This is a genomic window from Streptomyces apricus (assembly GCF_008369065.1).
Lineage (GTDB): Bacteria > Actinomycetota > Actinomycetes > Streptomycetales > Streptomycetaceae > Streptomyces > Streptomyces apricus.
The window spans coordinates 43,351-68,513 of record NZ_VDFC01000005.1; the positions used below are offsets into that span (position 1 = coordinate 43,351).

23 protein-coding genes, 1 pseudogene and 2 riboswitches are annotated in these 25,163 nt (G+C 69.1%); of the genes and pseudogenes, 8 read left to right on the forward strand and 16 right to left on the reverse strand.

The features are described from left to right. The 10 genes from FGF04_RS02240 to FGF04_RS02285 all read right to left on the reverse strand — a co-directional run. A partial coding sequence (locus tag FGF04_RS02240; protein WP_149509523.1) for a thioesterase family protein occupies window positions 1-917 on the reverse strand: 917 nt, incomplete at its 3' end. A gap of 129 nt (window positions 918-1,046) precedes the next feature. Further along, window positions 1,047-1,709 (reverse strand): trimeric intracellular cation channel family protein, encoded by a 663-nt coding sequence (locus FGF04_RS02245; RefSeq protein WP_149509482.1) that lies wholly within the window; start codon window positions 1,707-1,709, stop codon window positions 1,047-1,049. Between the two features lie 78 nt (window positions 1,710-1,787). Further along, window positions 1,788-3,074, reverse strand: a complete 1,287-nt coding sequence (locus tag FGF04_RS02250) for an ABC transporter ATP-binding protein (protein WP_235882139.1) — start codon at window positions 3,072-3,074, stop codon at window positions 1,788-1,790. A gap of 14 nt (window positions 3,075-3,088) precedes the next feature. Next, window positions 3,089-4,186, reverse strand: a complete 1,098-nt coding sequence (locus FGF04_RS02255) for an ABC transporter ATP-binding protein (RefSeq protein WP_149509484.1) — start codon at window positions 4,184-4,186, stop codon at window positions 3,089-3,091. After that, window positions 4,183-5,181: an ABC transporter permease gene (locus tag FGF04_RS02260; protein ID WP_149509524.1), complete on the reverse strand. Its 999-nt coding sequence runs from the start codon at window positions 5,179-5,181 to the stop codon at window positions 4,183-4,185. Before FGF04_RS02260 ends, FGF04_RS02255 begins: the two co-directional genes overlap by 4 nt. 117 nt (window positions 5,182-5,298) lie before the next feature. Then, window positions 5,299-7,089, reverse strand: a complete 1,791-nt coding sequence (locus FGF04_RS02265) for an ABC transporter substrate-binding protein (RefSeq protein ID WP_149509485.1) — start codon at window positions 7,087-7,089, stop codon at window positions 5,299-5,301. A gap of 61 nt (window positions 7,090-7,150) precedes the next feature. After that, window positions 7,151-8,164 (reverse strand): ABC transporter permease, encoded by a 1,014-nt coding sequence (locus FGF04_RS02270; RefSeq protein WP_149509486.1) that lies wholly within the window; start codon window positions 8,162-8,164, stop codon window positions 7,151-7,153. A 360-nt stretch (window positions 8,165-8,524) separates the two neighbouring features. Next, complete coding sequence (locus FGF04_RS02275; protein WP_149509487.1) at window positions 8,525-9,316, reverse strand: enhanced serine sensitivity protein SseB C-terminal domain-containing protein; 792 nt, start codon at window positions 9,314-9,316, stop codon at window positions 8,525-8,527. A gap of 256 nt (window positions 9,317-9,572) precedes the next feature. Then, on the reverse strand, window positions 9,573-10,379 hold the full coding sequence (locus FGF04_RS02280; RefSeq protein ID WP_149509488.1) for an enhanced serine sensitivity protein SseB: 807 nt from the start codon (window positions 10,377-10,379) through the stop codon (window positions 9,573-9,575). A gap of 40 nt (window positions 10,380-10,419) precedes the next feature. After that, window positions 10,420-11,106, reverse strand: coding sequence for an AAA family ATPase (locus tag FGF04_RS02285; protein ID WP_188113927.1), 687 nt, complete (start codon window positions 11,104-11,106; stop codon window positions 10,420-10,422). Window positions 11,107-11,266: 160 nt separating this feature from the next. After that, a riboswitch (glycine riboswitch) is annotated at window positions 11,267-11,381 on the forward strand. After that, window positions 11,382-11,509: riboswitch (glycine riboswitch) on the forward strand. 35 nt (window positions 11,510-11,544) lie between these two features. Here FGF04_RS02285 and gcvT point away from each other — a divergent pair. The 7 genes from gcvT (at window position 11,545) to FGF04_RS02320 (ending at window position 20,509) form a co-directional block, all read left to right on the forward strand. Beyond that, on the forward strand, window positions 11,545-12,672 hold the full coding sequence (gene gcvT, locus FGF04_RS02290; protein ID WP_149509489.1) for a glycine cleavage system aminomethyltransferase GcvT: 1,128 nt from the start codon (window positions 11,545-11,547) through the stop codon (window positions 12,670-12,672). 186 nt (window positions 12,673-12,858) lie between these two features. Beyond that, window positions 12,859-13,242: a glycine cleavage system protein GcvH gene (gcvH, locus tag FGF04_RS02295; protein ID WP_149509490.1), complete on the forward strand. Its 384-nt coding sequence runs from the start codon at window positions 12,859-12,861 to the stop codon at window positions 13,240-13,242. Between the two features lie 13 nt (window positions 13,243-13,255). Then, window positions 13,256-14,518, forward strand: a complete 1,263-nt coding sequence (gene glyA, locus FGF04_RS02300) for a serine hydroxymethyltransferase (protein WP_149509491.1) — start codon at window positions 13,256-13,258, stop codon at window positions 14,516-14,518. 91 nt (window positions 14,519-14,609) lie between these two features. Continuing rightward, window positions 14,610-15,992 carry an L-serine ammonia-lyase gene (locus FGF04_RS02305; protein ID WP_149509492.1) on the forward strand — a complete coding sequence of 461 codons (1,383 nt, stop codon included), beginning with the start codon at window positions 14,610-14,612 and terminating at the stop codon, window positions 15,990-15,992. A 254-nt stretch (window positions 15,993-16,246) separates the two neighbouring features. Further along, window positions 16,247-18,166, forward strand: a complete 1,920-nt coding sequence (locus tag FGF04_RS02310) for a hypothetical protein (protein ID WP_149509493.1) — start codon at window positions 16,247-16,249, stop codon at window positions 18,164-18,166. Window positions 18,167-18,170: 4 nt separating this feature from the next. Beyond that, window positions 18,171-19,304, forward strand: coding sequence for a serine/threonine-protein kinase (locus FGF04_RS02315; RefSeq protein WP_188113928.1), 1,134 nt, complete (start codon window positions 18,171-18,173; stop codon window positions 19,302-19,304). Window positions 19,305-19,951: 647 nt separating this feature from the next. Continuing rightward, a complete protein-coding gene (locus tag FGF04_RS02320) occupies window positions 19,952-20,509 on the forward strand; it encodes a glycoside hydrolase family 25 protein (RefSeq protein WP_149509495.1) in 558 nt (185 codons plus the stop codon). Between the two features lie 5 nt (window positions 20,510-20,514). Here the strand turns inward: FGF04_RS02320 and FGF04_RS39870 are convergent, their stop codons facing one another. After that, window positions 20,515-20,958, reverse strand: a complete 444-nt coding sequence (locus tag FGF04_RS39870) for an endonuclease domain-containing protein (protein WP_188113929.1) — start codon at window positions 20,956-20,958, stop codon at window positions 20,515-20,517. 412 nt (window positions 20,959-21,370) lie between these two features. Between FGF04_RS39870 and FGF04_RS02330 the strand changes: the two genes are divergently transcribed. Beyond that, window positions 21,371-21,913, forward strand: a complete 543-nt coding sequence (locus tag FGF04_RS02330) for an MOSC domain-containing protein (RefSeq protein WP_149509497.1) — start codon at window positions 21,371-21,373, stop codon at window positions 21,911-21,913. Window positions 21,914-21,934: 21 nt separating this feature from the next. Here the strand turns inward: FGF04_RS02330 and FGF04_RS02335 are convergent, their stop codons facing one another. The 5 genes and pseudogenes from FGF04_RS02335 to FGF04_RS02355 form a co-directional block, all read right to left on the reverse strand. Further along, entirely contained in the window at window positions 21,935-22,729 is a 795-nt protein-coding gene (locus FGF04_RS02335) for an NADPH-dependent F420 reductase (protein ID WP_149509498.1), read from the reverse strand. A 48-nt stretch (window positions 22,730-22,777) separates the two neighbouring features. Then, the gene (locus tag FGF04_RS02340; protein WP_149509499.1) at window positions 22,778-22,990 is read right to left on the reverse strand and encodes an EF-hand domain-containing protein; all 213 of its coding nucleotides are present in this window, start codon (window positions 22,988-22,990) and stop codon (window positions 22,778-22,780) included. 88 nt (window positions 22,991-23,078) lie between these two features. Then, window positions 23,079-23,546: pseudogene (locus FGF04_RS02345) on the reverse strand (ADP-ribosyltransferase); the annotation flags it as partial. A 36-nt stretch (window positions 23,547-23,582) separates the two neighbouring features. Next, window positions 23,583-24,086 (reverse strand): ATP-binding protein, encoded by a 504-nt coding sequence (locus tag FGF04_RS02350; protein ID WP_188113930.1) that lies wholly within the window; start codon window positions 24,084-24,086, stop codon window positions 23,583-23,585. Window positions 24,087-24,391: 305 nt separating this feature from the next. Further along, on the reverse strand, window positions 24,392-25,159 hold the full coding sequence (locus tag FGF04_RS02355) for an enoyl-CoA hydratase/isomerase family protein (RefSeq protein WP_149509501.1): 768 nt from the start codon (window positions 25,157-25,159) through the stop codon (window positions 24,392-24,394). Between the last annotated feature and the right edge of the window lie 4 nt (window positions 25,160-25,163).

Genomic DNA, 25,163 nt, shown 5'->3' on the forward strand with positions numbered 1-25,163 from the left:
GGATGCGGCTGATCAGCATCGGCCGCCACCACTGGCTGGGCTGAGCCCGGCCCCGTCAGGGGCGCGCGGGCGAGTTGGCGGGACTGGGCGACCAGGCGGTCCGTGCTGTCCCAGACCTCGGCGTCCTCCTCCAGGAAGCCGCCGGCGAGGTTGCGCGTGGTGATGGAGACCCGCAGGGGACCCGGCGCCGGACGGGCGCGCACGTGCACGGTGAGTTCGACGGTGGGCACCCAGCCGGACAGCCCGATCTCGAAGGCGGTGGGCGGCAGCGCGTCCACCGCGAGGAGCAGCGAGAGCGGGTCGGCGTCGCGGCCGTCGGCGAGGCCGAACCAGGCCCGCATCTCCCCCTTGCCCGACGGCGCCCCGAGGGCCCAGCCGAGCGTGTGGGGGTCGAGCTTGAGCATCAGCCGGTCGGTGATGGCCGAACTGCCGGGGACAGGGGCGCCGTCGGGGCTGTCCGCGGCGCCGAAGCACTGGTCGAGCGGCGGGATCGCGGGCGGCTCCGCGGCCGTGCGGACGTCGTCGGGCAGGCCGTCGAGGTCCCCGTAGGAGGCGAGGACGCGGATGCGCTCGACCTCGCGGCCCCCGTCGTCGTACTGGAACAGGGACGCCTGGCCGGTGGAGAGGGTGCGGCCGGTGCGTACGACCTCGGTGCGCACGACCGCGGGGCCCGGCTGGGACGCGGTCAGGTAGTGCGCGGTGACCGTGAACGGGTCGGGGTGCGGCAGCGCGTCCGCGAGCGCGCGGCCCAGGACGGCGAGGAGGTAGCCGCCGTTGACGGCGTTGATGATCGTCCACCCGGCGGACAGGTCGATGTCGTAGACGCCCGTCTCCCGCCGGGTGAGGGCGGTGTCGCGGTCGAACTCGCTGTCGCCGATCCTGGCCCGGGTCGCGTGCGCGGAAGCTGCTTCTGGCATGCCTGCACGGTACAACAGGCAATTACTAAGCAGTAGCTTTTTCTGTTTCCTTTACATGAACACAGGTCACCGGAGCGCGGGTGAACACAGGTCACCGGAGCACGGGCCCTCGGGACACGACCCCGCGGATCACTCCTGCACCTCCACGGCCGTCGAGCGCCGGTTCCAGGCCCGCGGGGCGCGCCAGTGGTACCGCATCGCGAGCAGCCGCAGCACGAAGGCGGTGACGACGGCGAGCGCCGAGGTGACGGGGGTCAGCACGTCGTAGCGGATGCACAGGACGACCATCGTGGCGCCGACGATGGCCGGCACCGCGTACAGGTCGCGGTCCCAGCGCAGCAGCGAGGGCACCTCGTTGGCGAGCACGTCCCGCAGCACGCCGCCGCCGACCGCCGTCGCCAGGCCCAGGGTCGCGGATGCGGTGAGGCCGAGGCCGTACTCGTACGCCTTCGTCGTGCCGGAGACGCAGAAGAGGCCGAGGCCGGCCGCGTCGAAGACGTTCACCCCGAGCTGGATGCGCTCCACCTCGGGGTGCAGGAAGAACACGAGCACGGTGGCGAGGAGCGGCGTCAGGAAGTACCCGAGGTCGGTGAAGGCCGCGGGCGGCACGGCCCCGATGAGCAGGTCGCGGAAGAGCCCGCCGCCCAGTGCGGTGACCTCCGCGAGGACGGCGATGCCGAAGACGTCGAAGTTCTTGCGGACGGCCAGCAGCGCGCCGGAGATCGCGAAGACGAAGATGCCGACGAGTTCGAGCGTGTGCTGGACGGAGGGGGTGAAGAGTTGCTGGAGCACCTCTGTATTCTCACCCAACACCGAGCCCCCGCCTTGCGTTGCAAGGCGGGGGCTCGGTGTTACTTGCTTCTCTGCTGCTTACTTCTCGTCGGCAGGAGTCTCCTTGACGGGAGCCTCCGCAGCCGGGGTCTCCGCCACCGGGGCCTCCGTGGCCGGAGCCTTCGCCACCGGGGTCTCCGCGACCGGAGCCGCCTTCGCGGGCGTCTCCGCGGCGACCTCCGCCGCGACCGCGGCCGAGGTGGCCGCGGACTCCGCGAGCACCTCGTCGGCCACCAGCTCCGCCGCCTCCTTGGCGACGGTCAGCAGCACGGTGTCCTGCGGTGCCTGGTCCTCGAAGTTCTCCGGGTGGTGGCAGGCGACCTGCTGGCCGGGCTTCAGCTCCAGGAGCGGCGGCTCGGTGGTCTTGCAGATCTGCGTGGCCTTCCAGCACCGGGTGTGGAAGCGGCAGCCGCTGGGCGGTGCGATCGGCGAGGGCACGTCCCCCTGGAGGAGGATGCGCTCGCTCTTGGCCGACTTGCGCCGCGGGTCCGGGATCGGCACCGCGGACATGAGCGCCTTGGTGTACGGGTGCATCGGCGCCTTGTACAGCGAGTCGCGGTCCGCCAGCTCGACGATCTTGCCGAGGTACATCACGGCGATGCGGTCCGAGACGTGACGCACCACGGACAGGTCGTGCGCGATGATCACGTAGGTGAGGCCGAGCTCCTGCTGGAGGTCGTCCAGCAGGTTCACCACCTGCGCCTGGATCGACACGTCGAGCGCGGAGACCGGCTCGTCGGCCACGACCATCTTCGGGTTGAGCGCGAGCGCGCGGGCGATGCCGATGCGCTGGCGCTGGCCGCCGGAGAACTCGTGCGGGTAGCGGTTGTAGTGCTCGGGGTTGAGCCCGACCACCGACAGCAGCCGCTGGACCTCCTTCTTGACACCGCCCTCGGGCGTGACGCCCTGGAGCTTGAAGGGGGCGCTGACGATCGTGCCGATGGTGTGGCGCGGGTTCAGCGACGAGTACGGGTCCTGGAAGATCATCTGGACGTCACGGCGCATCGGGCGCATCGCGCCGACCCCGAGGTGGGTGATGTCCTTGCCCTCGAACTCCACGGTGCCCGCGGTCGGTTCGAGCAGCCGCGTGATCAGCCGGCCCATCGTCGACTTGCCGCAGCCGGACTCGCCCACGACACCCAGGGTCTCGCCGGACTTGACCTCGAAGTCGAGGCCGTCGACCGCCCGCACCGCGCCGACCTGCCGCTGGAGCAGGCCCTTGCGGATCGGGAAGTGCTTCTGCAGACCGGTCACCTTCAGGAGCGTCTCGCCGGGCGCGGCGTCCTTGGTGAGGGTCGCGCCACCACTCTGCGCGGAAGGGGTCACAGCTTTGTCCTCGCTCACAGCTTGGGCGCAATCTCTTCGGTCCAGATCCGCTCCCGCTGCTCCTGCGTCATGTGGCAGGCGGCCCAGTGCTGGCTGCCGACCTCGGACAGCTCGGGGCGGACCGTGCGGGTGACGTTGTCCTTGGGGACGTCCGCGTACGCGCAGCGCGGGTTGAAGGCGCAGCCCGTCGGGAGGTTGATCAGCGAGGGCGGGGAGCCCTTGACCGGGATCAGCCGTTCGGTCTGGTCGCGGTCGAGCCGCGGCATGGAACCCAGCAGACCCCAGGTGTAGGGGTGCTTGGGCTCGTAGAAGACCTTCTCGGCCGGACCCCGCTCGATGCAGCGTCCGCCGTACATCACCAGGATGTCGTCGGAGAGCTCGGCGACGACGCCCAGGTCGTGGGTGATGACGATGACCGCGGAGCCGAACTCCTTCTGCAGGTCCCGGATGAGGTCGAGGATCTGCGCCTGGACGGTCACGTCCAGGGCGGTCGTCGGCTCGTCCGCGATCAGCAGCTCGGGGTTGTTGACCAGCGACATCGCGATCATCGCGCGCTGGCGCATACCGCCGGAGAACTCGTGCGGGTAGCTGTCCACGCGCTTGTCGGGCTGCGGGATGCCCACGCGGTCGAGCATCTCGATCGCCCGCCTGCGGGCCACCTTCTTGTCGACCTTGTGGTGGATCCGGTAGGCCTCCACGATCTGCTGGCCGATCGTGTAGTACGGGTGCAGCGCGGACAGCGGGTCCTGGAAGATCATCGCCATCTCGCGGCCCCGCAGCTTGCGCACGTGGTCGGGGTCGGCGGAGAGCAGCTCGGTGCCGTCCAGCCAGATCTCACCGGAGATCTGGGCCTTGCGCTTGCCGTACTGGCCGGCGGTGTGCAGGCCCATGATGCCGAGCGAGGTCACCGACTTGCCCGAACCGGACTCGCCCACGATGCCGAGGGTCTTGCCCTTCTCCAGCGAGAAGGTGAGCCCGTCGACGGACTTGACCAGGCCGTCGTCGGTCGGGAAGTGCACCTTGAGGTCACGGACTTCGAGGAAGGCGGAGGGGGCGGGCGAACCCTTGACGGGCTCGCCGACCGCGGCTCCACTCTTGCTGAGTTCGGTCATGAGAGCCTCACTCGGGGGTCGATCACGGCGTACAGCAGGTCCACCAGCAGGTTCGCGATGATCACCGCGAGCGAGGTGATCAGCGTGACGCCCAGGATGACGGGGAGGTCCTTGTCGCTGATCGCCTTGAGCACCGCCTGGCCGAGGCCGGGGAGGCTGAAGGTGGTCTCGGTGAGGATCGCGCCACCGATGAGCGCACCGAGGTCCATGCCGAGCATGGTCAGGATCGGCGTCATGGTGGACCGCATGGCGTGCTTGCCGATGACGACGGGTTCGGTCAGGCCCTTGGCGCGGGCCGTGCGGATGTAGTCCTCACCCAGGACCTCCAGCATGGTGGCGCGGGTGATGCGGGCGTACATCGCGGCGTACAGGAAGGCGAGCGTGACCCAGGGCAGGATCATGCCGCCGAACCAGCCGGTGAAGCTCTCCTCCAGCGGCACGTACTGGGCGTCGATCCAGCCCAGTCCGTAGCTGAAGATCGCCAGCGACAGCAGACCGGTGAAGTAGATGGGGAGCGAGACGCCGCCGAGGGCGACGATCATCGCGCCGCGGTCCCAGAGGGACCCGCGCTTGAGCGCGGACAGCACACCCGCCGCGACACCGAAGAGCAGCCACAGCACGGCGGCACCGAGCGCGAGCGCCAGGGTCACCGGGAAGCGGTCGGTGAGCACCGGCCAGATGGCCTGCTCGCTGCGGAAGGAGTAACCGAAGCAGGGGGCAGCGCACTTGGTGACGTCGCCGCCGCCGGAGTACGTACGGCCCACGAACAGGCCTTTGAAGAACTCCCAGACCTGGGCGAAGATCGGGTCTGCCAGACCGAGCTTCTGCCGCACGGCCTCGATGGCCGCAGGGTCCGCCTGCTTGCCGACGAACATCGTGGCCGGGTCCACGCCCGCCCAGCGGGGGACGAGGAAGAAGATGCCGAAGACCACCAGGATGATGATCACCAGCATCACTGCGGCGGCGAAGAGCCGCCTGATGAGGTATGCGAGCACTGCTCTCGGCCCGGCGGCGGTGCCGCGGGCCACCGGAGGTCTTCCGGTGGCCCGCGGGTCACGCCGCGCCGGCCTTCACCTGCCTTTCGTACCGTGTGGCGGGTGCGCCGGTCGGTGTTACTTCTTGAGGCCGAGGTTCACGAAGTCGTACTGACCGCTGTAACCGTCGGACGTGTAGACGTTCGCCAGGCGGCTGGAGCGCCAGTTGATGAACTTCTCGAAGACGAAGGGCAGGTAGTAGCCGCCCTCCATGACCTTGTGGTTGATCTCCTTGGAGATCTCGGCCTTCTTCGCGTCGTCGAGCTCCTTCGTGTAGTCCTTGAAGAGGCCGTCGATCGTCTTGTCCTTGATCAGGGCGAAGTTGTTGTTGCCGCTCTCAAGGATGTAGTCGCCGCTCCACAGGGGCAGACCGTAGCCCTGGACGCTGGGGAAGTCCGGGCCCCAGCCCATGATGATGATGCCGTAGCCCTTCTTCTTCACGTTCGAGGGGCTGCCGATGATGCCGGTGGTCTGGGCACCGTCGAACTGGTCGATGTCGACGGTGATGCCGACCTTCTTCAGCGAGGCCTGGAGGGACTCGGCCGTGGCGACCTCGACGGGCTTGTTGTTGCGGACCGCGATGGTGGTCTTGAAGCCGTTCGGCTTGCCGCAGGCCTTGAGCTCTTCCTTGGCCTTGGCGACGTTGCCGTTCTTGTTCGTCGTGGCCGACTCGTACGGGTCGTACTTCTGGCCCTCGGAGCCCGGGACCGACGGCGGCAGCATGTTGGTGCCGATGTCGCCACCCGCGACCGGGCCGCCACGAGCGGTCTGGAGCGACTCGTGGTCGGCACCGTAGATCACGGCCTTGCGGCAGTGCTCGTTGTCGAACGGCTTGACGCTCTGCGGGAAGACCGCGTAGCGGATGTAGCCGGAGACCGGGTTGTCCAGATTCTCCTTGTGCTGCTTCAGGGCGTTGGTGCGGCCCTGCGGGGAGAGACCGGTCTGACCGAGGTCCAGGTCGTAGTCGCCGTTGATCAGGCGCTGGTCCATGTCATTGGCGTTGGTGAAGAAGTTGACCGTGATCTTGTCCGGGTACGCCTTGCGGACCGGGTCGGAAGCCTGCTTCCACTCGGTGTTGCGGACCAGGATCAGGCTCTTGTTCGGCGTGTACGACTGGAACTTGTACGGGCCGGACGAGAACGGCTTCAGGCCGTACTTCGACTTGGTGTCCTTGTCCTGGCGGACCGGGGACGCCGAGGTCAGCGCGAGCATCTCCTCGAAGTCCGAGTTCGCCTCGGGCAGCTTGAAGACGATCGTCTTGTCGTCCGGCGTCTCGATCGCCTTCAGACCCAGCTTGTCCGCGGACTTGTCCTTGTACGGGCCCTTGTACTCCTTCTTCGGGTCGAGGACCTGCTGAAGGTAGATCGGACCGCCGGAGAGCACGTCCTGCGCCCACGCGCGCTCGATGCCGTACTTGACGTCCTTGGAGGTGATGGGCTTGCCATCCTCCCAGGTGACGCCGTCACGCAGCGTGTACTTGTAGGTCTTGCCGTCGTCGGAGATCTCCGCCGTCTTCTCGGCGAGGTCCGGCGTGACCGCAGCACCCTTCGCACCCGGCTCGGTGGCGTTGGTCACCAGCTGGCGGCTGTAGTAACGGCTGAAGTTCCACATGAAGCCGTAGTAACCGCGCGTGGTGTCCCACGAGTCGGCGTCCTGGGCGGCCGCGAACTTCAGCGTGCCGCCCTTCTTGGCCGCGGAGGCCTGGGCGACCTTGTTGTTCGCGGCGTCGAAGCCGGCCGCGCCGCTCTTCGAGCCACCGCCGTCGTTGTCGTCGCCGCCGCCGCACGCCGCCGTGGACAGCAGTGCAGCGACCACGGCTGCGGCTGCCACGGCCTGCTTGCGCCGCCCTGTGGTGCGTTGGGTACTCACTCGGATCCTCCGATATGTAGCGGCCCGTCGACAGATGACGGGCCCTTGGGGGTACGGCAGTTCAGCGGGAGCCCTTCGGGTCGAGCGCATCGCGTACGCCGTCGCCGAAGAGGTTGAAGGAGAGCACGGTGATGAAGATCGCCACACCCGGGATCACCATGTACATGGGGTCCGAGTCGTAGTAGTCGATCGCGGCGGAGAGCATCTGGCCCCACGAGGCGGTCGGCGGCTTCACGCCGACGCCCAGGAAGCTGAGCGCCGCCTCCGTGAGGATGTTGGTCGGGATCATCATCGTCGTGTAGACGATGATCGGCGCGACCAGGTTGGGCAGCAGCTCCTTGAACAGGATGTAGAACCGCCCGGCCCCGAGGCTGCGCGCGGCCTCCACGTACTCGCGCTCGCGCAGGGAGAGCGTCTGGCCGCGCACCACGCGGCCGACGTAGGGCCAGCCGAAGAAGCCGATCACCAGGATCATCACGAACAGGCGCACGCCCGTGCCGGTCAGGCCCAGCATCTCGTTCGGCATGACCGAGACCAGCGCGATGATGAAGAGCAGCTGCGGGAAGGCCAGCAGGCCGTCCATCACGCGGCTGACGGCGGCGTCGACCCAGCCGCCGAAGAAGCCGGCGAGCACGCCGAGGATCGTGCCGAGCACCACGGCCACCAGGGCCGACAGGAAGCCGACCAGCAGGGAGATCCGGGCCCCGTAGACGATGCGGGCGAAGATGTCGCGGCCGCTGACGGGTTCGACACCGAAGAGGTGGTCCCCGCTGATGCCGCCGAAGGATCCGGTGGGGGTCGAGAAGAGCGGGTCGATCAGGTCCTCGTGGTGCGTCTCGGGGTCCTGGCCGACCAGGCTCGCGATCAGCGGGGCGAACACCGCGACCAGGATCAGCACGAGGACGACGACGCCGCCCGCCAGAGCCAGCTTGTCCCGCTTCAGGCGCTCCCAGGCGATGCGGCCGAGGGAACGTCCTTGTACCGCCTTCGCCTCGCCGGAGCCGGCAACGAGCGCCGCCTCTTCGGCCGCGCTCGGCGCGGCTTCGGCCGTCGGCTCGTGCAATGGTGCCGTCATCGTGGCAGGGACCCCTCTCAACCGGCGGTAGCCGGCCCACGCTTGCCGCTGTAGCGGCGTGATCAGTCCGTCGTACACATCTCTGGAGGTTTAAACCCCCTGGACGGGGAGTCTTCAACGCCTCGGTGATCTGAAGCCAGCCCTGACGGTGAATGGATGCGCAAACGTGATGCCGTCAGGAGGGTTCCGTTATCCGAACGCCGGGTAACAGGGTGCGGACACATGACACTTGGGGCGAAAGGGGCCTCCCCACCCATTTACCCGCGTAGATCGGGACATTCCGATCAACGGCGGCATGGGTGCGGGAGCGGGTGCTCCACGGGTTGGACCCCCGGACGGACTCCGTCCACCAGGATCATCTCAGTAGGTGCCGGGGAACCCGTAACCGCCCGCCGCCGGAGCCTGCACCGGCGCCGCGTGCGCCTCGCGGTCGTAGAACGGCCGGGCGTTGGCGCGCAGCCACAGCGCCACCGGGTCGTACGCGTCCGACATCGCGACGGTCGACACCGGCAGCCCGTCCGGCACCGCGCCGATGGACTGCTGCATCATCGCCCGCACCGAGTCCACCGCGGGCGGACTGGTGTCGTACACGTCGAGCCCGATGGCCAGGTAGGGCGCCCCGAGCGCGGGCTGCACCCAGGCGCGGCGCAGCGAGCGCACGGCGGTGGTGCGGTGCGCGTTCTGCGTGAGCAGGGCGTAGAACTGCGGGATCTCGATGCCCGGCTCGGACAGCCGCAGCGGGCCCGCGGGCTGCCGTTCCAGACCGGTGGCGATGCGGCGCAGGTCCAGCCAGGGGATGCCGACGCCGCCGCCCGGCGCGTGCGGGTTCAGCCAGAGGCCGAAGTGGTCCGGGTAGAGGGTGCGGGCCACGTCGAGCCCGTCGACCACCTCGTACGAACGGTTCCAGCCGCTGGCCGAGAGTTCCTGCGCCGAGGTCACACAGGGGGCGTAGCCGAAGCCGTCGACCTCCATGTTCCCGTACTGGGCGTCCGGGGAGCCGGCCTGGCCGTGCCAGAGCAGCATCCAGACCTGGCCGGACGACGGTGTCGCGAGGGCGCGCAGGAGCGCCTCGTAGGCGTCGTAACGCCCGGGCGTCACCTGGCGCAGCATGTGCTCGACCTGCCCGGCCGCGGCCGTGCCCGACGCGCTCACCTTCTACCGCCCCTTCGCGACATCCCCGACATACGGGTTTTCCTTCGGTGGAGCGGCGCGTTCGCTTGAACTTCGCACCACCCCGACGAGCCATGAAACCAGCTTAAGTGTCGATCCGGACAGCACCGTTGCGCTCCGCTGGGTTTGGCGTTTGGAGCTCGGGACTCTGTGTAGTGCTTTGGCTGCGGGCCGGTGGGGGCCGGGCGCGCAGTTCCCCGCGCCCCTGAACGGGCGCCCCCTGACGGGGCGGGCCCGCTCAGAAGGTGTGGGTGTAGAACGGGCGGACCTTTTCGCGGAGCCAGTCGGCTACCGGGTCCTGGGCGACGTCCAGGAAGACCAGGTTCACCGGGTGGGCCACCGGGACGCGGCCCAGCGCGCGGCCCACCGCGTCGAGCGGGAGCGTACGGGCGGACTCGTCCCAGTGGACCGCCTCGACGCCGATGAACATCACCGGGTCGCCGCCCTCGATGCTCGCCAGGCAGCGCCGGGCGCTCAGCACGGCGCCGGAGCCGTCGAACTCCGCGGAGACCGCGGCCAGGAAGTCCAGCGGGTCGTCCTGCCAGTCGGGCTGGAACAGCCGCACCCGGCCGCCGCTCACGGACCCGTCCAGCTCGGTGCGGCCCGTGCGGCACAGCTCCGCGACGGCGGGCGGGGGCAGCGGCACCCCGACCGTGCCGTCCGGGTTCAGCGCGATGCCCACCTGGGGCGGCAGGCCCCGCGCGAACTCCACGGCGGGCGCCACGGTGTACGCCATGTGGTCGCCCACGACCTGGCGGAACTGCTGCTGGGAGGTGAAGACCGGCACGTACGCCTGCCCGCCGAGCTCGATCGTGGGCAGGTCGAGCGGACCGCTGTGCGGGCCGCCGCCCTCGGGCAGCGGCACCCAGAGGAAGCTGCGCCCGGCGGTCTCGACGATGCGGGCGCCCGTCGAGGGCGACGGCGGCAGCCCCAGGGAGGCGGCGAGCACCTCCTCCAGTTCGTTGCCGGGCCAGCCCGCGTGGGGGTGCGGGTGTGCCCCGGCCGGGGAACCCTGTGCCGGAATGTCCTGTGCCGGGAAGTCCATCTCCACCGCCTGCTCGTACCGCCGTGTGCGGTTGACGAGGTTAGTCGCCGAAATCGATGCGTCGCAGCACGTCCGCCGAGGCCCGGTCCAGGAGCACCGCGGAACCGCAGCCGTCGGGCAGCTCGCCCTTCTCCACCGCGCGCAGCAGCCGGGCGACCGCGCCGCGGTGGCGCGCGAACGCGTACCGCGAGACGCCGCGGCCGCGCTCGCGCTGGCCGTCCAGCGCCGTGCCGGGGTCGACGTCGAGCAGCAGCAGGTGCAGGGTGCCGCCGCGGCGCCGGGCGTCGCGGGCGAGCCAGGCGCGCACCCAGGCCTGCGTACCGCAGTCGTGCACGACCACGCCCTCGCCCGAGCGCAGGGCCCGGCGCAGGCCCGCGTAGTGCGCGGCCCGCACCAGGGGCCGGTAGACCGCGTACGGCAGGAAGCGGGACAGGCGCGCGTCCCAGCGGTCGCGGGTGTCCTGGGAGTCGATGCGGCGGCCGGTCACCGCCCGGCGCATCAGGGTCGACTTGCCGCTGCCCGGCAGGCCCGTGACCACGACCAGGTCCGCCGCCCCGAACCGCAGGCCGTGCGGGCTGTGGCCCGCCCGGTCCCGCAGGTCGCGGACGACGGGCACCGGGAACGGGCCGCACGCCTCCCTGGCCGGGGCGGGGGGCTGCTTGGGCATCGCGATGCCCGAGCCGGTCGCGTACGCCCTGGTCCTGTTCACCCTGATCGTCCTCCCCATGGGGTCGGGACACCCATCCCCCGTCGAGTGTAAAGAGAAGGTAATGCGCCGGTCCTCCTTTTCCGTCCCCGTCCTGCCACAGCCCCGTCACAGATCTCCGGGGGGCGTGCTTTCCGGTGAGGCGTGCAATGATGTGCCCGCCAACTGCATACCGGCCGCTTGAATCCGCGCGGGAGAGTTCCGGGTACGTGTACACGCAGGTGTACGAGTGCCCGGGCGCCGAAGGAGCAAGTCCCTCCCTTGAATCTCTCAGGCCCCGTTACCGCGCGGGCGAGGCACATCTGAAAAGCGGGCCGCCGTCCGTCAGCCGGGCGCCGGTCCCACCCAAGGTGCAAGTCGGTGACCACCACGCCCACCGGTGGCCACGGCGAACCTCTCAGGTTTCGATGACAGATGGGGAGGAAAGACCTCGCCGTCATGCCTTGGGAGCCCCAGCCGATGAGCAGCAACGCCTCCGCCGTACCGCGCCGCACCGCCCTCGACGCCCTGCACCGCTCGCTGGGCGCCACGATGACCGACTTCGCGGGCTGGGACATGCCCCTGCGGTACGGCTCCGAGCGCGACGAGCACCTCGCCGTCCGCACCCGGGCCGGTCTCTTCGACCTCTCCCACATGGGCGAGATCACCGTGAGCGGGCCGCAGGCCGCCGCCCTCCTGGACTTCGCCCTGGTCGGCAACATCGGCGGCGTGAAGACCGGCCGCGCCCGCTACACCATGATCTGCCGCACCGACGGCGGCATCCTCGACGACCTGATCGTCTACCGCCTCGCCGACACCGCGTACATGGTCGTGGCGAACGCCTCCAACGCCCAGGTCGTGCTGGACGCCCTCACCGAGCGCGCCGAGGGCTTCGACGCCGAGGTGCGCGACGACCGCGACGCCTACGCCCTGCTCGCCGTCCAGGGCCCCGAGTCCCCCGGCATCCTGAAGTCCCTCACCGACGCCGACCTCGACGGCCTGAAGTACTACGCGGGCCTGCCCGGCACCGTCGCCGGCGTCCCGGCCCTGATCGCGCGCACCGGCTACACGGGCGAGGACGGCTTCGAGCTGTTCGTGGCCCCGGCCGACGCCGCGAAGCTGTGGGAGGCGCTGACCGAGGCGGGCGCCCCGGCCGGGCTCATCCCCTGCGGGCTCTCCTGCCGCGACACGCTGCGCCTGGAGGCCGGCATGCCGCTGTACGGGCACGAGCTGAGCACCTCGCTCACCCCCTTCGACGCCGGACTCGGCCGGGTCGTGAAGTTCGAGAAGGAGGGCGACTTCGTGGGCCGCGAGGCGCTGTCCGAGGCCGCCTCCCGCGCCGCGACGCGGCCCCCGCGCGTCCTGGTCGGGCTGGTCGCCGAGGGTCGCCGCGTCCCGCGCGCCGGGTACCCCGTCGTCGTCGCCGGCGAGGTCGTCGGCGAGGTCACCTCCGGCGCGCCCTCCCCCACGCTCGGCAGGCCGATCGCCATGGCGTACGTGGACGCCGTGCACGCCGCGCCCGGCACCGCCGGGGTCGGCGTCGACATCCGGGGCACCCACGAGCCGTACGAGGTCGTGGCGCTGCCGTTCTACAAGCGCGAGAAGTGACCCCGGTCCACCGTCACCAGAAGTGACCCCGGCCGGCGGCCGCCGTCGGCGACACTGGTCCGCGAGCGCGGACCGGCACCGCCCGGCGGCCTCAGGAGCCGGCCGTCCGGTGACCTCGGGCACATCGCCCGCTCCACCCCGCTCCCACCGCACCAGCACTCCCCGGCGTACAGGAGAATTCAAGCCATGAGCAACCCCCAGCAGCTGCGTTACAGCAAGGAGCACGAGTGGCTGTCGGGCGCCGAGGACGGCGTCTCGACGGTCGGCATCACGGAGCACGCGGCCAACGCGCTCGGCGATGTCGTGTACGTCCAGCTCCCGGAGGTCGGTGACACGGTGACCGCGGGCGAGACCTGCGGCGAGCTGGAGTCGACCAAGTCGGTGAGCGACCTGTACTCCCCCGTCTCGGGCGAGATCACGGAGATCAACCAGGACGTCGTGGACGACCCCGCGCTGGTGAACACCGCCCCCTTCGAGGGCGGCTGGCTGTTCCGGGTGCGGGTGGCGGACGAGCCGGACGACCTGCTCTCCGCGGACGAGTACACCGCATTCTCCGGCTCCGGCTCCTAAGGACTTGTGACCGATGTCGCTTCTGAACACGCCCCTGCACGAACTCGACCCGGACGTCGCCGCCGCGCTCGACGCCGAGCTGCACCGCCAGCAGTCCACCCTCGAAATGATCGCCTCGGAGAACTTCGCCCCGGTCGCGGTCATGGAGGCCCAGGGCTCGGTCCTCACCAACAAGTACGCCGAGGGCTACCCGGGCCGGCGCTACTACGGCGGCTGCGAGCACGTCGACGTCGCCGAGCAGATCGCCATCGACCGGGTCAAGGACCTGTTCGGCGCCGAGTACGCCAACGTGCAGCCCCACTCGGGCGCCTCCGCCAACCAGGCCGCGCTCTTCGCGCTGGCCCAGCCCGGCGACACCATCCTCGGCCTGGACCTCGCCCACGGCGGCCACCTGACCCACGGGATGCGGCTGAACTTCTCCGGCAAGCAGTTCGACGTGGTCGCGTACCACGTGGACGACGCCGGCCTGGTCGACATGGCCGAGGTCGAGCGGCTCGCCAAGGAGCACCGCCCCAAGGTGATCATCGCCGGCTGGTCGGCGTACCCGCGGCAGCTGGACTTCGCCGAGTTCCGCCGGATCGCCGACGAGGTCGAGGCGTACCTGTGGGTCGACATGGCGCACTTCGCGGGCCTCGTCGCGGCGGGCCTGCACCCGAACCCGGTGGAGTACGCGGACGTGGTCACCTCCACCACGCACAAGACGCTCGGCGGGCCCCGCGGCGGGATCATCCTCGCCAAGAAGGCCTTCGCGAAGAAGCTGAACTCCTCCGTCTTCCCGGGCTTCCAGGGCGGCCCCCTGGAGCACGTGATCGCGGCCAAGGCGGTCTCCTTCAAGGTCGCCGCCTCGGAGGAGTTCAAGGAGCGCCAGGCCCGCACGGTCGAGGGCGCGCGCATCCTCGCCGAGCGGCTGACGGCGGCCGACGCCCGCGAGGCCGGGGTGAACGTGCTGTCCGGCGGTACCGACGTCCACCTGCTCCTGGTCGACCTGCGCGAGTCGGAGCTGGACGGGCAGCAGGCCGAGGACCGCCTCCACGAGGTCGGCATCACGGTCAACCGCAACGCCGTCCCGAACGACCCCCGGCCGCCGATGGTGACCTCGGGCCTGCGGATCGGCACGCCGGCGCTGGCGACCCGCGGCTTCACCGCCGAGGACTTCACCGAGGTCGCGGACGTCATCGCCGAGACCCTCAAGCCGTCCTACGACGCGGCCGCGCTCAAGGCCCGGGTGACCGCCCTGGCCGACAAGCACCCGCTGTACCCCGGTCTGGGGAAGTAGTTCCGTTTCGCGGGGTACCGCGCACACTGGAAGGTGCGCGCGGTACCCCTTTCCGCTCCACCCCGCTTCACCCCGCTTTGAGGAGTTCCCCGTGGCCATCTCGGTCTTCGACCTGTTCTCGATCGGCATAGGCCCGTCCAGCTCCCACACGGTCGGCCCGATGCGCGCCGCCCGCATGTTCGCGCTCCGCCTGCGCAACGAGGACCTGCTGGCCCCCGTGGTCTCGGTCCGCGCGGAGCTGTACGGCTCCCTGGGCGCGACCGGCCACGGCCACGGCACGCCCAAGGCGGTCCTGCTCGGCCTGGAGGGCGCCTCGCCCCGCACGGTGGACGTCGAGAGCGCCGACGAACGGGTCGAGAAGATCAGGTCCTCCGGCCGCCTCGACCTGCTCGGCGAGCACGGGATCGACTTCTCCTTCGACGACGACCTGGTGCTGCACCGCCGCAAGGCGCTGCCCTACCACGCGAACGGCATGACGCTGTGGGCGTACGACGCGACGGGCGCCGAGGTGCTCTCGAAGACGTACTACTCGGTGGGCGGCGGCTTCGTCGTGGACGAGGACGCGGTGGGCGAGGACCGCATCAAGCTGGACGACACCGTCCTGAAGTACCCCTTCCGCACGGGCGACGAGCTGCTGCGGCTGACCAAGGAGACCGGCCTGTCGATCTCCGCGCTGATGCTGGAGAACGAGCGGGCCTGGCGCACCGAGGAGGAGATCCGCGAGGGGCTGCTGGCCATCTGGCGGGTCATGCAGGCGTGCGTGGCGCGCGGCATGTCCCGCGAGGGCATCCTGCCCGGCGGCCTCCGGGTCCGCCGCCGCGCCGCGATGTCGGCCCGCCAGCTGCGCGCCGAGGGCGACCCGGCGGCCCACGCCATGGAGTGGATCACCCTGTACGCGATGGCGGTGAACGAGGAGAACGCGGCGGGCGGCCGCGTCGTGACCGCCCCCACCAACGGCGCCGCCGGCATCATCCCCTCGGTCCTGCACTACTACGTCAACTTCGTCGCCGGCGCTTCCTCGGCCGAGGAGAAGGAGGACGGGGTCGTACGCTTCCTGCTCGCCGCGGGCGCCATCGGCATGCTCTTCAAGGAGAACGCCTCCATCTCCGGCGCCGAGGTCGGCTGCCAGGGCGAGGTCGGCTCGGCCTGCTCGATGGCGGCGGGCGCGCTGGCGGAGGTGCTCGGCGGGTCCCCCGAACAGGTCGAGAACGCCGCCGAGATCGGCATGGAGCACAACCTCGGCCTGACCTGCGACCCGGTCGGCGGCCTCGTCCAGATCCCCTGCATCGAGCGCAACGGCATGGCCGCGGTCAAGGCGGTCACGGCGGCGAAGATGGCCATGCGCGGCGACGGCTCCCACAAGGTCTCCCTGGACAAGGTCATCAAGACGATGAAGGAGACGGGAGCCGACATGTCCGTCAAGTACAAGGAAACGGCACGGGGCGGGCTGGCGGTGAACATCATCGAGTGCTGAGGCCATAGGCCTTAACAGCGATTTCTAGCTTTCAGCTTGATCATCCAGCTGTGAATAGGGTCGCTCACTGAAGAAATGATCTTCGCGCCCAGGTTGCCATGCCCAATAGGTCGCCTGCTCCGCCGCCGTCTTGGCTGTAATGGTTCCAGCCTCGGACTGTGCAGCCCTTCCCACCACGCGCTCCTCTGCGCGGCCGGAGTCAGCCACCCCTCAAGAACTGAACATGAGGCATTCAACCTGAGCAGAGTCCTCCCATGCGCCGCCTGCGCCTAAAAGCGCCCTTGCGCTCCCCCGGCATACCGCTGGAAGGTACCTGTTCCGAAGACCGTAAACCCGCACGGCCGAACGAACAGGGGAACAACGTGGACGAGCAGTCCGCGACCGACGCTCGCATCAGTGAGCTGGGAGACAGCCTCAAGGAGATACACGAGGCGCAGCAGCGTCGAGAGAACGACCTGACGATCCTGCACGACCAGTTCGGCGCGCTGTCCGGGAATGTGGAGGCACTGCGAAGCAAAGCAAACGCACTCGCCACTCAGGTCGAGTCGGTAGGCTTCGCCACCGAACAGGTACGGGAAGACCTGACCAGGACCCAGTCCGAGCTCGGCCAGCTCACAATCGTCGTCACAGATTTCCGCTCTCAGTACGAACTCGACCAAGCCGTCCTTGCCGCACAGTTCGAGTTCGAGCGCATCGACAGAGACTGGCAGCGCAGATTCGGCCACCGGGACAAGGTGCGTTCCCTCGCCCGCGGCCTGGTAAGAAAGCTCACTCCGAAGCTCGTGGAAAACGGGGTTCTGAGTACCGAAAACCTCCGGATGTTTGTGGAGGAACACCTCGTCCACGACCCTGACTTCTGGCTTGCCCACGCCACCCTGTCGGTCGCCGCCCGACTCGACGGCGACGTCGACCGTCAACTCGACGCCATGGGGCAGGCGCAGGAGCAGGATCTGGGTAAAGCCAACCTTTTCTTCTCACTGGCTGCGGCCAGGATGGGCGACCATCAGCGGGCCGGCAACTGGATGGACGGCTACCTTCAGGACGCCGTCGATCCGGACCGGCTCAGCAGGGACTTCCTTGTTGTCCTTGACGCCGTCGCCAGCCGGGAACTCGGCGATCTCGCCCACAGTTACGCCCGTCAGGTGATGGTGCGCTGGGGCACCGAAGCGGGAGCTGGCGGGACGGCAGCCAGGGCGAGCGTCCGACGCTGGGAACCTCAGCTGCGCAGACTGCTCATATCGCCCGGTGATCGATTCGAGCCACTGGGCCAAGCGTATGACGGAGACTGGGCGGAGCTACGTGACCGCTGGCGGCTTGCCACTGTTACGACCGGAACCCTCGCGCACCTCCGCAAGGAGTTCCCGCCCATGGACCACACGACGTCCACCGCCAGGCATGTCCGCTATGCCGCGACCGCAATCGACCGCCTCATCGGCCACCTCGAACCCGACGAGGCGGCCTTGCACACTAAGAAGGAAGCGCTTCTCCGGTTTATCGAGCACCGCGGCAACGAGCAGGCGGCGCGGGAGGAGCACACGCTGCGCCAGGAGGCGGACGCCGAGGTCATGGACTTCGCGACGCTGCTCGACAACGCCGTCTTCAAACCCAGTCAGATCGCACTCGGCGAGGATGCGCGCCGCCTCGCACTCATGCAAATACTGCCAAATCTGCGCAGTGCGGCCGAGGAATTGGTGACGACCTCGCTGCAGCACCGGCCCCGAGAGATATGCATTGCGATCGATGGCTGGCGCACTTCGCTGCCGACCGACCCAGGCGCGCACATCGACGTAAGAGCCCTCGCCGACGAGCTCGACGCCCATCTGCTCGCGTGCACCGAAGCCGAGGCCGAAGCCGTCGATCGCAACCTACCGCGTCGCGTCGGAGGCACCGCCGGTGGTCTGTCCGTTCTCCTGCTGACCCCCTTCCTGCTCGGGGGCGCCCTTCTGGGCCTCGCCCTACTACTCGGTGCCGTGGCGGGAGTGTGGGGACTGCTGGATGTGACGCGCGTACCGGCCGAGCGTGGCAGGATCCGCGAGGCCGGCACGGCTCAACGGCAGCATGCGCAGCGCCGGTTGCAGGACGTGCTCAGCCGCCGCATCGAGTTCTTTGCCGAATGGATTGAACATGCCGCGCGATTGTCCGAGTTGCGCGCCTGGGACCCGATGGGTAAGTAACATAATGACGGAATCCGGACGCGTTCTCGACCAGCGCTACAAGTTGCTCTCCCCCCTCGGCCGCGGCGCTCAGGGCACTGTCTGGCTCGGACGCGACCTGCGCCTTGATCGCTCGGTCGCGGTAAAACTAGCTACGCTGCACCGCCACCCCGGACAGAGCGAGCCCTCCGAGGACCTGAACCGGCGCGTCGAACGATTCCGCAAGGAAGCGCAGGCCATGGCGCGCATCCGCAACCGCCCTCATGTCGCCGTCATCTACGACCACGGCGAAGACGGTGACGTGCTCTACTCCGTCATGGAGTACATAGACGGCAGACCTCTCTCCGACGACACCGGACAGGGCCGACAGCTCACCCTGGAACAGACCGTACGCTGGACGAGGCACATCTGCGACGGCCTTGCCGACGCCCACGAAGCCGGCGTGGTTCACCGGGACGTGAAACCCGGCAACATCGTCATCGATACCACTGGCTCCGCCAAGGTCGTCGACTTCGGCCTCGCCCGCTTCATCGATGCATCGTCCTCGCACGGTCCAGGCTGGGGCACTGTGCACTACGCATCCCCGGAACGGCTCCGTGACCAATCGGGCAACGCCCTCAGCGACCTGTACTCACTCGGCTGCGTCGTGTACGAAATGCTCACCGGCTGGTCCCCTTTTGGACACATCCCGGATCCTTACGCAGTCATGTGGCATCACGTGAACGAAACGCCCGCCCCTCCCGGCGCGCTGCGCCCCGGTATCCCTGGAACTCTCGACGCCCTCGTTCTGAGATTGCTCCAGAAGGCCCCCGAGGACCGCCCACCTGATGCTCGCGCCGTGGCCCGGGCGGTCCAGCAGATCGAATACGTCTCCGACAACGCTGCGGGCCCCCACGTCGACACTCGGCACGTTCCCGAGATCCAGAGTCTGGAACGGTTCATCGAGCGACACTCCGACGGCCCCCGAGCGATGGATTCCGATGTGCTCGACGCGCGCGCCCGGCACGCCCGACTCACCGGCGAGTCGGGCGACCCTCGTGGCGCCGCCGCGCTCTGCCAACGCCTGGGAAAGGACTGTGCACACTTGCTCGGACCTGACCACCAGCGAGTTTTCAGGGCCTACCGCGAGGCGTCCCGCTGGAAGGAAGAATCCAGTTGACGCGTTCCGGAAGGCCTTCCGGAACGACCATGCTGGCCTCGTCGATCGACTGTTCCCAAGAACTTTCTGCTGGTCCGTTCATGACCAGCAGAAACCCTCATCCATCCACCAGCGGTGTGGGAGGCAGTACATACGGTTTCCCAGTCCGGACGCCCAGAAGGGAGAACCTCAGGCACGATCTCGCGAAGCATGCGCTGGCCAGCCCACGGTCGATCAGCGCGTTCGCTGGCCCTGCCAACGGGAACAGTCTCACCATCGATGGGGTCCACTTCGACGGCGTGCAGTTGCTCTACGCGAAGTAACCGAAGCGCTCAGCCGGAGTTGTTCCGCTCACTGGTCATGATCCCCTTCTCCTTACTCGTCTGCCCTGAACAGAGGTCTGTGCTGCGACGTCCTTACCGTCCTACCAGTGACGAGCAACACGAAAAGGCCGGCATATCCCACCCCCTTGGCCGGAAGCAGTCATCTGGAGATGATGCCGCCACGCCGGCAGCCGAGCCGGGGCGCGTGCCCCGGCGCAACCTCTGGGACACCGGCGGACGTGAGGGTAGTACGGGCCAAGTGCGGGAACCACAAAGGGGATTGCCCCCACAGGCCCCAGGAGACACATCCGTGTCTCCGGCCACCCCAGCACCAAGGAGTCACGCATGTTGCGCGGCATCGACGTAAGCGCCTACCAGTCGTCCTCGTACAGCACCGAAGGGCTGTCCTTCGTCTTCGTGAAGGCCACCGAAGGCCGCACCTACATCAACCCGAAGCTGAGCGCGCAGACGAAGCGGGCCAGGGACGCCGGCTGCGTGGTCGGTTTCTACCACTTCCTGTGGCCCGGCAACCTCACAGCCCAGGCCGAGTACTTCCTGAGCAAGGCCCCGGAGAAGGCGGGCGACATCCTCGCCGTCGACTGGGAGACGACGGGCGACGGCACCCACGCGACCAACGCCGAGAAGGACCGCTTCATCCGCAAGCTCAAGGAACTGCGCCCGAACAACCGGGTCGTCCTCTATTGCAACCGGAGCTACTGGCTGAACGTGGACACGACATCCTATGCCGGTGACGGCCTCTGGATCGCGGACTACGTGACCGCGGGCAAGCCCCGCATCCAGGCGAAATGGCGCTTCCACCAGTACACGGACGACCCGCTGGACAAGAACGTCGCCGATTTCTCCAGCAAGACCGCCCTGCGGGAGTGGGCCGAGGACGCCTGAGGCGCCTAGGCGCCCGTCAGGGCCAGTTCCGCGCGAAGGCGCTTCGCCGGTGGATCGGCGAGGTACTCGTCGAGCAGGTCGAAGGTACGAAGCTCGGGCGGGAGAGCTTCGTACCACCCAAGGCCGTGCAGGTTGCAGTTGTTGCAGACGAGGCCTCGGACGCACGCTCCACAACTGCCCGGGCCGGGGCAGCAGGCATGATCGTGATCGATGTCCATGGCTCTACCGCCTGCGTGCGGCCTGGCACACACGGCACATCGGCCCTGCTGAAATGCCAGCAGCAGGTCAACGAACCCCCTGGTCACCTTGTAGTGGCCCAGGCGTGCACGTTCGGCATTGCACGGTTTGCAGTACGGTCTCGGCGCTCCCGACGCATTGAGGAGCGAGTACTCCGCCAGCGGCTTCGCCTCGCCGCATCCCAGGCATTCGACGATGCCGCGCTCGATCATCTTTCGGAAAACTCCGTTCCCTCTCTTCTTCCGCAGCGGCGACAACGGCTGTCCCTTGACGCACTGCTGGTAGTGACCGGTGCAGAGTTCCCTGGCGGAAACGGCTCTGCCGCAACCGCTGAACGCACACACCCGACCGCCGTCGGCGACCGAGCGTGCCAGGTCGACAGGAGCGAGTTCCCTCCCTCTGCGCTGCTGCATGTAGTGGGTCTTGCACAACCCTCTGGTCAGCGGAAACCGTTCGGACGACCGATCACAGGTCCACCCGTGTCCGCTCGCTTCGCAGTGCCTCATCCCGTCCCCCGCTCGATCGGTCCAGCTGACGTACGATCCGATCAACGAGGCCGCCGAACACATGTAACGCTCTCGTACAGGGGATTGATCAGTTCGGGGACGAGGGGAGCTGCCCAGCATGGGTGGGAGTGTCGCTGCTGTCAGCAGTCATGGGTCGTATTCGTTCAGCAAGCCGAATCGGGACAGCATCACTCTGCTCGCCGGGCTCGGGGTCGAGGGTGATGTGCATGCCGGGGTGACCGTCAAGCATCGGTTCCGGATGCGGAAGGATCCCTCGCAGCCCAATCTGCGGCAGGTGCACCTCATTCACGAGGAGCTGTTCGACGAGGTGCGGGAGGCAGGGTTCGAGGTCGCGGCCGGGGAGCTCGGGGAGAACGTCACCACCCGGGGCGTCGACCTGCTGGGGCTGCCCACCGGGACGCTGCTGCGCCTCGGGGACGGGGCCGTGGTCGAGGTGACCGGGCTGCGCAATCCCTGTGCGCAGATCGACGGCTTCCGCAAGGGACTCATGAAGCAGGTCGTCGGGCGGGACGCGGACGGGAAGGTCCGGGTCCTGGCCGGGATCATGGGGGTCGTCGTCACGGGTGGCGTGGTGCGGCCCGGCGACCCCGTCGGGGTCGAACTGCCGGACGGGCCGCACCTGCCCCTGGAGACCGTCTGAGGGGGGGAGAGACGGAGGGTGTTACGCCGTGAAGTCCGGGCCGCGCTCCGGGGACGCCTCGGCCAGGGCCTTGCGCACGCCTTCCACGTCCGCCCGCAGGCCGTAGACGGGCGTGCCGGGCTGCTGGCGCCAGGAGTCGTCGAGGCCGCCCGCGTCCACGGTGTCGAAGCCGAGCTCCTCGATGAGGGCGCGCACGACCTGCTTGGCCGCCGCGTCGTCGCCCGCCACCGGCAGGGCGATGCGGTCGGGCGCGCCGGCCGGGCGGGCGCGGTCCAGGATGTCCTGGGCGTACGTGCCGTTGAAGGCCTTCACGACGGTGTGCCCGAGGTTCCGGGCGGTCCAGCGGCTCTCCGTCAGGCCCTCGTCCTCGATGCCGGCGATCCTGCCGTCGCGCTGCGGGTAGTAGTTGCCGGTGTCGATGACGGTCACCCGGTCCGCCGCCCCGTCCAGCAGCCCGGACGGCAGGTCGGGGACCGCCTTCAGGGGGACGGTGACGACGACGATCTCGGCGTCCCGCGGGGCCTCCTCCACGGTGACGGGGGTGGCGCCGGTCTCCTCCGCCAGCGCGCTGAGGGTCTGCGGGCCGCGGGAGTTGGCGACCTGCACGTCGTGCCCGAGCGCGGTGAGCCGCCGGGTGAGGTTGCCGCCGATGTTGCCTGCTCCGATGATGCCGATCTTCATGTCCTGCTCGCCCTTCGAGGGAGGGGGTGGATGGCTCCTGGAGTGCTGCTGCGCATACCTGCGGGGAGTACCAACCCCGGGTCGGATCGGGCTATTCCGGACCTTCCCCGAATGGGTCAAATCGAGTGAGGACATGACGAAGGGGCGCCCCGTCCCGCGGGGCGCCCCTTGCGACGGCTCACGTCACTTGTTCAGGTGGGCCCAGAACTCGTCGAACGAGAGCAGCTTGTCGCCGTTCAGGTCCTGGGCGCCGATGACGGCCTCGGCCACCGAGTCGGTGACGTTCCAGTCCCCGCCCTGGGCCAGGGCCTTCTTGAACTCGGCGGCGGTGATGTAGCCGTCCCCGTCCACGTCGATGCGCTCGAACGCCTTGCGTGCTTCCTCGATGTCCGCCACCGGACCCGCCCCTTCGTGGTGCTTCACTGACGAGGCCAGATTAACGTTCCGGCCGGCGGCACAGCGCGGCGCCCGGCGGCGGCGCCGCTCAGTGCCAGGGCTCGTAGTGCGGGTTGCTCTCGCACTCGCTCATGATCTCGGTCTTGGTCTTCTTGTCGACCGGGCAGACGCCGATGATGTACCGGCGCGCGATGCCGCCAGGGAAGGCGACCTCGACCTGGTCGGCCCACCGGTGGGTGTCGCCGATGGTCTTGTTGACGTCCACGCCGCCCGGGGCGTCAATGTAGTAGTTGTAGCCGCTCTTCCACCACGTCTTGTAGAGGTCGTGGTCGTAGCTCGTGGAGACGTACGGGGAGGGCTGGTTGACCAGGACGTACTGCTCGATGTCGTACTGGCCGTTCACCACGTCCCTGGGGTGGAAGCCCTGCTCGAAGACGACGGCGGGGCCGCGGGCGTCGCTGCGGTAGAGCGTGCCGCAGCCGGTGCGCCAGACCGGTTCGGGGGTGATGCGGCGGATGTCGACGCGGGGGTCGGCCGCGGCGGCGGTGGGGTCGTAGAGCTGCCGGACGGGCTGGAATGCCCGCGAGGGAAGCTAGCGGTCCGCCACCCTCATCTCGAACCATGTCGTCTTGCCGCGCGGCAGCAGGTCCACGCCCCAGCGGTCCGAGAGCTTGTCGACCAGGAACAGGCCCCGGCCGCTGACGTCCATGTCCTGTACCGGCATCAGACAGGGGAGCCCCCGCGAGGGGTCCCGGACCTCGATCCGGATCCAGCCCCGCCGGCGCCGCATGCGGAGCCCGAACACCCGGGCCCCGGTGTGCCGTACGGCGTTGCCGACGAGTTCCGAGACGAGCAGGACCGCGTCCTCGGTCGTCTTGGGCGAGAGGTGCCACTGGCGGAGCACCACGACCTGGATGAGCCGGCGCGCGGTGGCGGCCGACTCCGGGCGGGACGGCAGCGGCACCTCCGCCTCGGTGGGGTTGCCGAACAGTTCCAGTGCCTTCAGCGCGTGTTCGTCCTCGGCAGCAGGCGACCAGCGCGCCGCGGTCGCACTCACGTGCCGCCGCGGCTGTTCGATACCTTCCAGCCCCGCCATGCCCCCATCATCGCTGCCGAGGCGCCCTTCCGGGGCCGTTCCGGAGGAATACGCCCCCCGGAGCCGCCCGTTCCACACCATGTGCTCGGCATATGACAGAGGCACCGAAAGGGCTTGTACGGACCGCCTGACCTGCAAATACAGGGCCGTCCGGGGCAACCGCTCGCGTTTGCGGACAAGAAACCCTTAAGGCTGGCTTAAGGGTTCGATAAACCGCTCCTACGAGGTGATCCCGCAAGGCGCGGATGAGACGTCCCGTCAACAGCAAGTGTCCGGAGCGTGATTCGGGTGACTCATCGGGTGACTCAGAGGAACTTCGCCTTGCCGGGTCCCTCCTCGACGAAACTGCGCATCCCCCGCTCCCGGTCCTCCGTCGCGAACAGCCCGGCGAACCAGGTGCGTTCGACCGCGAGGCCGGTCTCGATGTCCGTCTCCAGGCCCGTGTCGACGCACTCCTTGGCGGCGCGCAGCGCGAGCGCGGGACCCTGCGCGAGCTTGGCGGCCCACGCGTGCGCCTCGGTGTACACGTCGGCGGCCGGGACGACGCGGTCCACCAGGCCGAGCGTCAGGGCTTCGTCGGCCCTGACCATGCGGCCGGTGAAGATGAGGTCCTTCGCACGGGAGGGGCCGATCAGCCGGGACAGGCGCTGGGTGCCGCCGGCGCCCGGGATCAGGCCGAGCAGGATCTCCGGCTGGCCGAGCTTGGCGTTGTCGGCGGCGATCCGGTAGTCCGCGCAGAGCGCCAGCTCGCAGCCGCCGCCCAGGGCGTAGCCGGTGATGGCGGCGACGACGGGCTTCGGGATGCGGGCCACGGCGGTGAAGGAGTCCTGCAGGGCCCGGGAGCGTACGACCATGGCCGTGTGGTCCATGGCCTGCATCTCCTTGATGTCCGCGCCGGCCGCGAACACCTTCTCGCCGCCGTAAAGGATCACGGCGCGCACGTCCTCGCGGCGCGTGGCCTCCTCGGCGAGTTCCCTGAGCCGGTCCTGTGTGGCGACGTCCAGCGCGTTCATGGGCGGGCGGTCGAGGCGGATCGTGCCGACGCCCTCGGCGACTTCGAGATGCACAGTCATGGAG

What these genes read in the sequence shown, in the direction of transcription:
- FGF04_RS02270 (WP_149509486.1), bottom strand. Translation starts at nt 8,164, where the DNA reads ATGACGGCACCATTGCACGAGCCGACGGCCGAAGCCGCGCCGAGCGCG.
- gcvT (WP_149509489.1), top strand. Translation starts at nt 11,545, where the DNA reads ATGAGCAGCAACGCCTCCGCCGTACCGCGCCGCACCGCCCTCGACGCC.
- FGF04_RS02335 (WP_149509498.1), bottom strand. Translation starts at nt 22,729, where the DNA reads ATGTCCTCACTCGATTTGACCCATTCGGGGAAGGTCCGGAATAGCCCG.
- FGF04_RS39870 (WP_188113929.1), bottom strand. Translation starts at nt 20,958, where the DNA reads ATGATCGAGCGCGGCATCGTCGAATGCCTGGGATGCGGCGAGGCGAAG.
- FGF04_RS02255 (WP_149509484.1), bottom strand. Translation starts at nt 4,186, where the DNA reads ATGACCGAACTCAGCAAGAGTGGAGCCGCGGTCGGCGAGCCCGTCAAG.
- glyA (WP_149509491.1), top strand. Translation starts at nt 13,256, where the DNA reads ATGTCGCTTCTGAACACGCCCCTGCACGAACTCGACCCGGACGTCGCC.
- FGF04_RS02330 (WP_149509497.1), top strand. Translation starts at nt 21,371, where the DNA reads ATGGGTGGGAGTGTCGCTGCTGTCAGCAGTCATGGGTCGTATTCGTTC.
- FGF04_RS02355 (WP_149509501.1), bottom strand. Translation starts at nt 25,159, where the DNA reads ATGACTGTGCATCTCGAAGTCGCCGAGGGCGTCGGCACGATCCGCCTC.
- FGF04_RS02285 (WP_188113927.1), bottom strand. Translation starts at nt 11,106, where the DNA reads ATGGGGAGGACGATCAGGGTGAACAGGACCAGGGCGTACGCGACCGGC.
- FGF04_RS02315 (WP_188113928.1), top strand. Translation starts at nt 18,171, where the DNA reads ATGACGGAATCCGGACGCGTTCTCGACCAGCGCTACAAGTTGCTCTCC.
- FGF04_RS02280 (WP_149509488.1), bottom strand. Translation starts at nt 10,379, where the DNA reads ATGGACTTCCCGGCACAGGACATTCCGGCACAGGGTTCCCCGGCCGGG.
- FGF04_RS02350 (WP_188113930.1), bottom strand. Translation starts at nt 24,086, where the DNA reads ATGGCGGGGCTGGAAGGTATCGAACAGCCGCGGCGGCACGTGAGTGCG.
- FGF04_RS02310 (WP_149509493.1), top strand. Translation starts at nt 16,247, where the DNA reads ATGCGCCGCCTGCGCCTAAAAGCGCCCTTGCGCTCCCCCGGCATACCG.
- FGF04_RS02320 (WP_149509495.1), top strand. Translation starts at nt 19,952, where the DNA reads ATGTTGCGCGGCATCGACGTAAGCGCCTACCAGTCGTCCTCGTACAGC.
- gcvH (WP_149509490.1), top strand. Translation starts at nt 12,859, where the DNA reads ATGAGCAACCCCCAGCAGCTGCGTTACAGCAAGGAGCACGAGTGGCTG.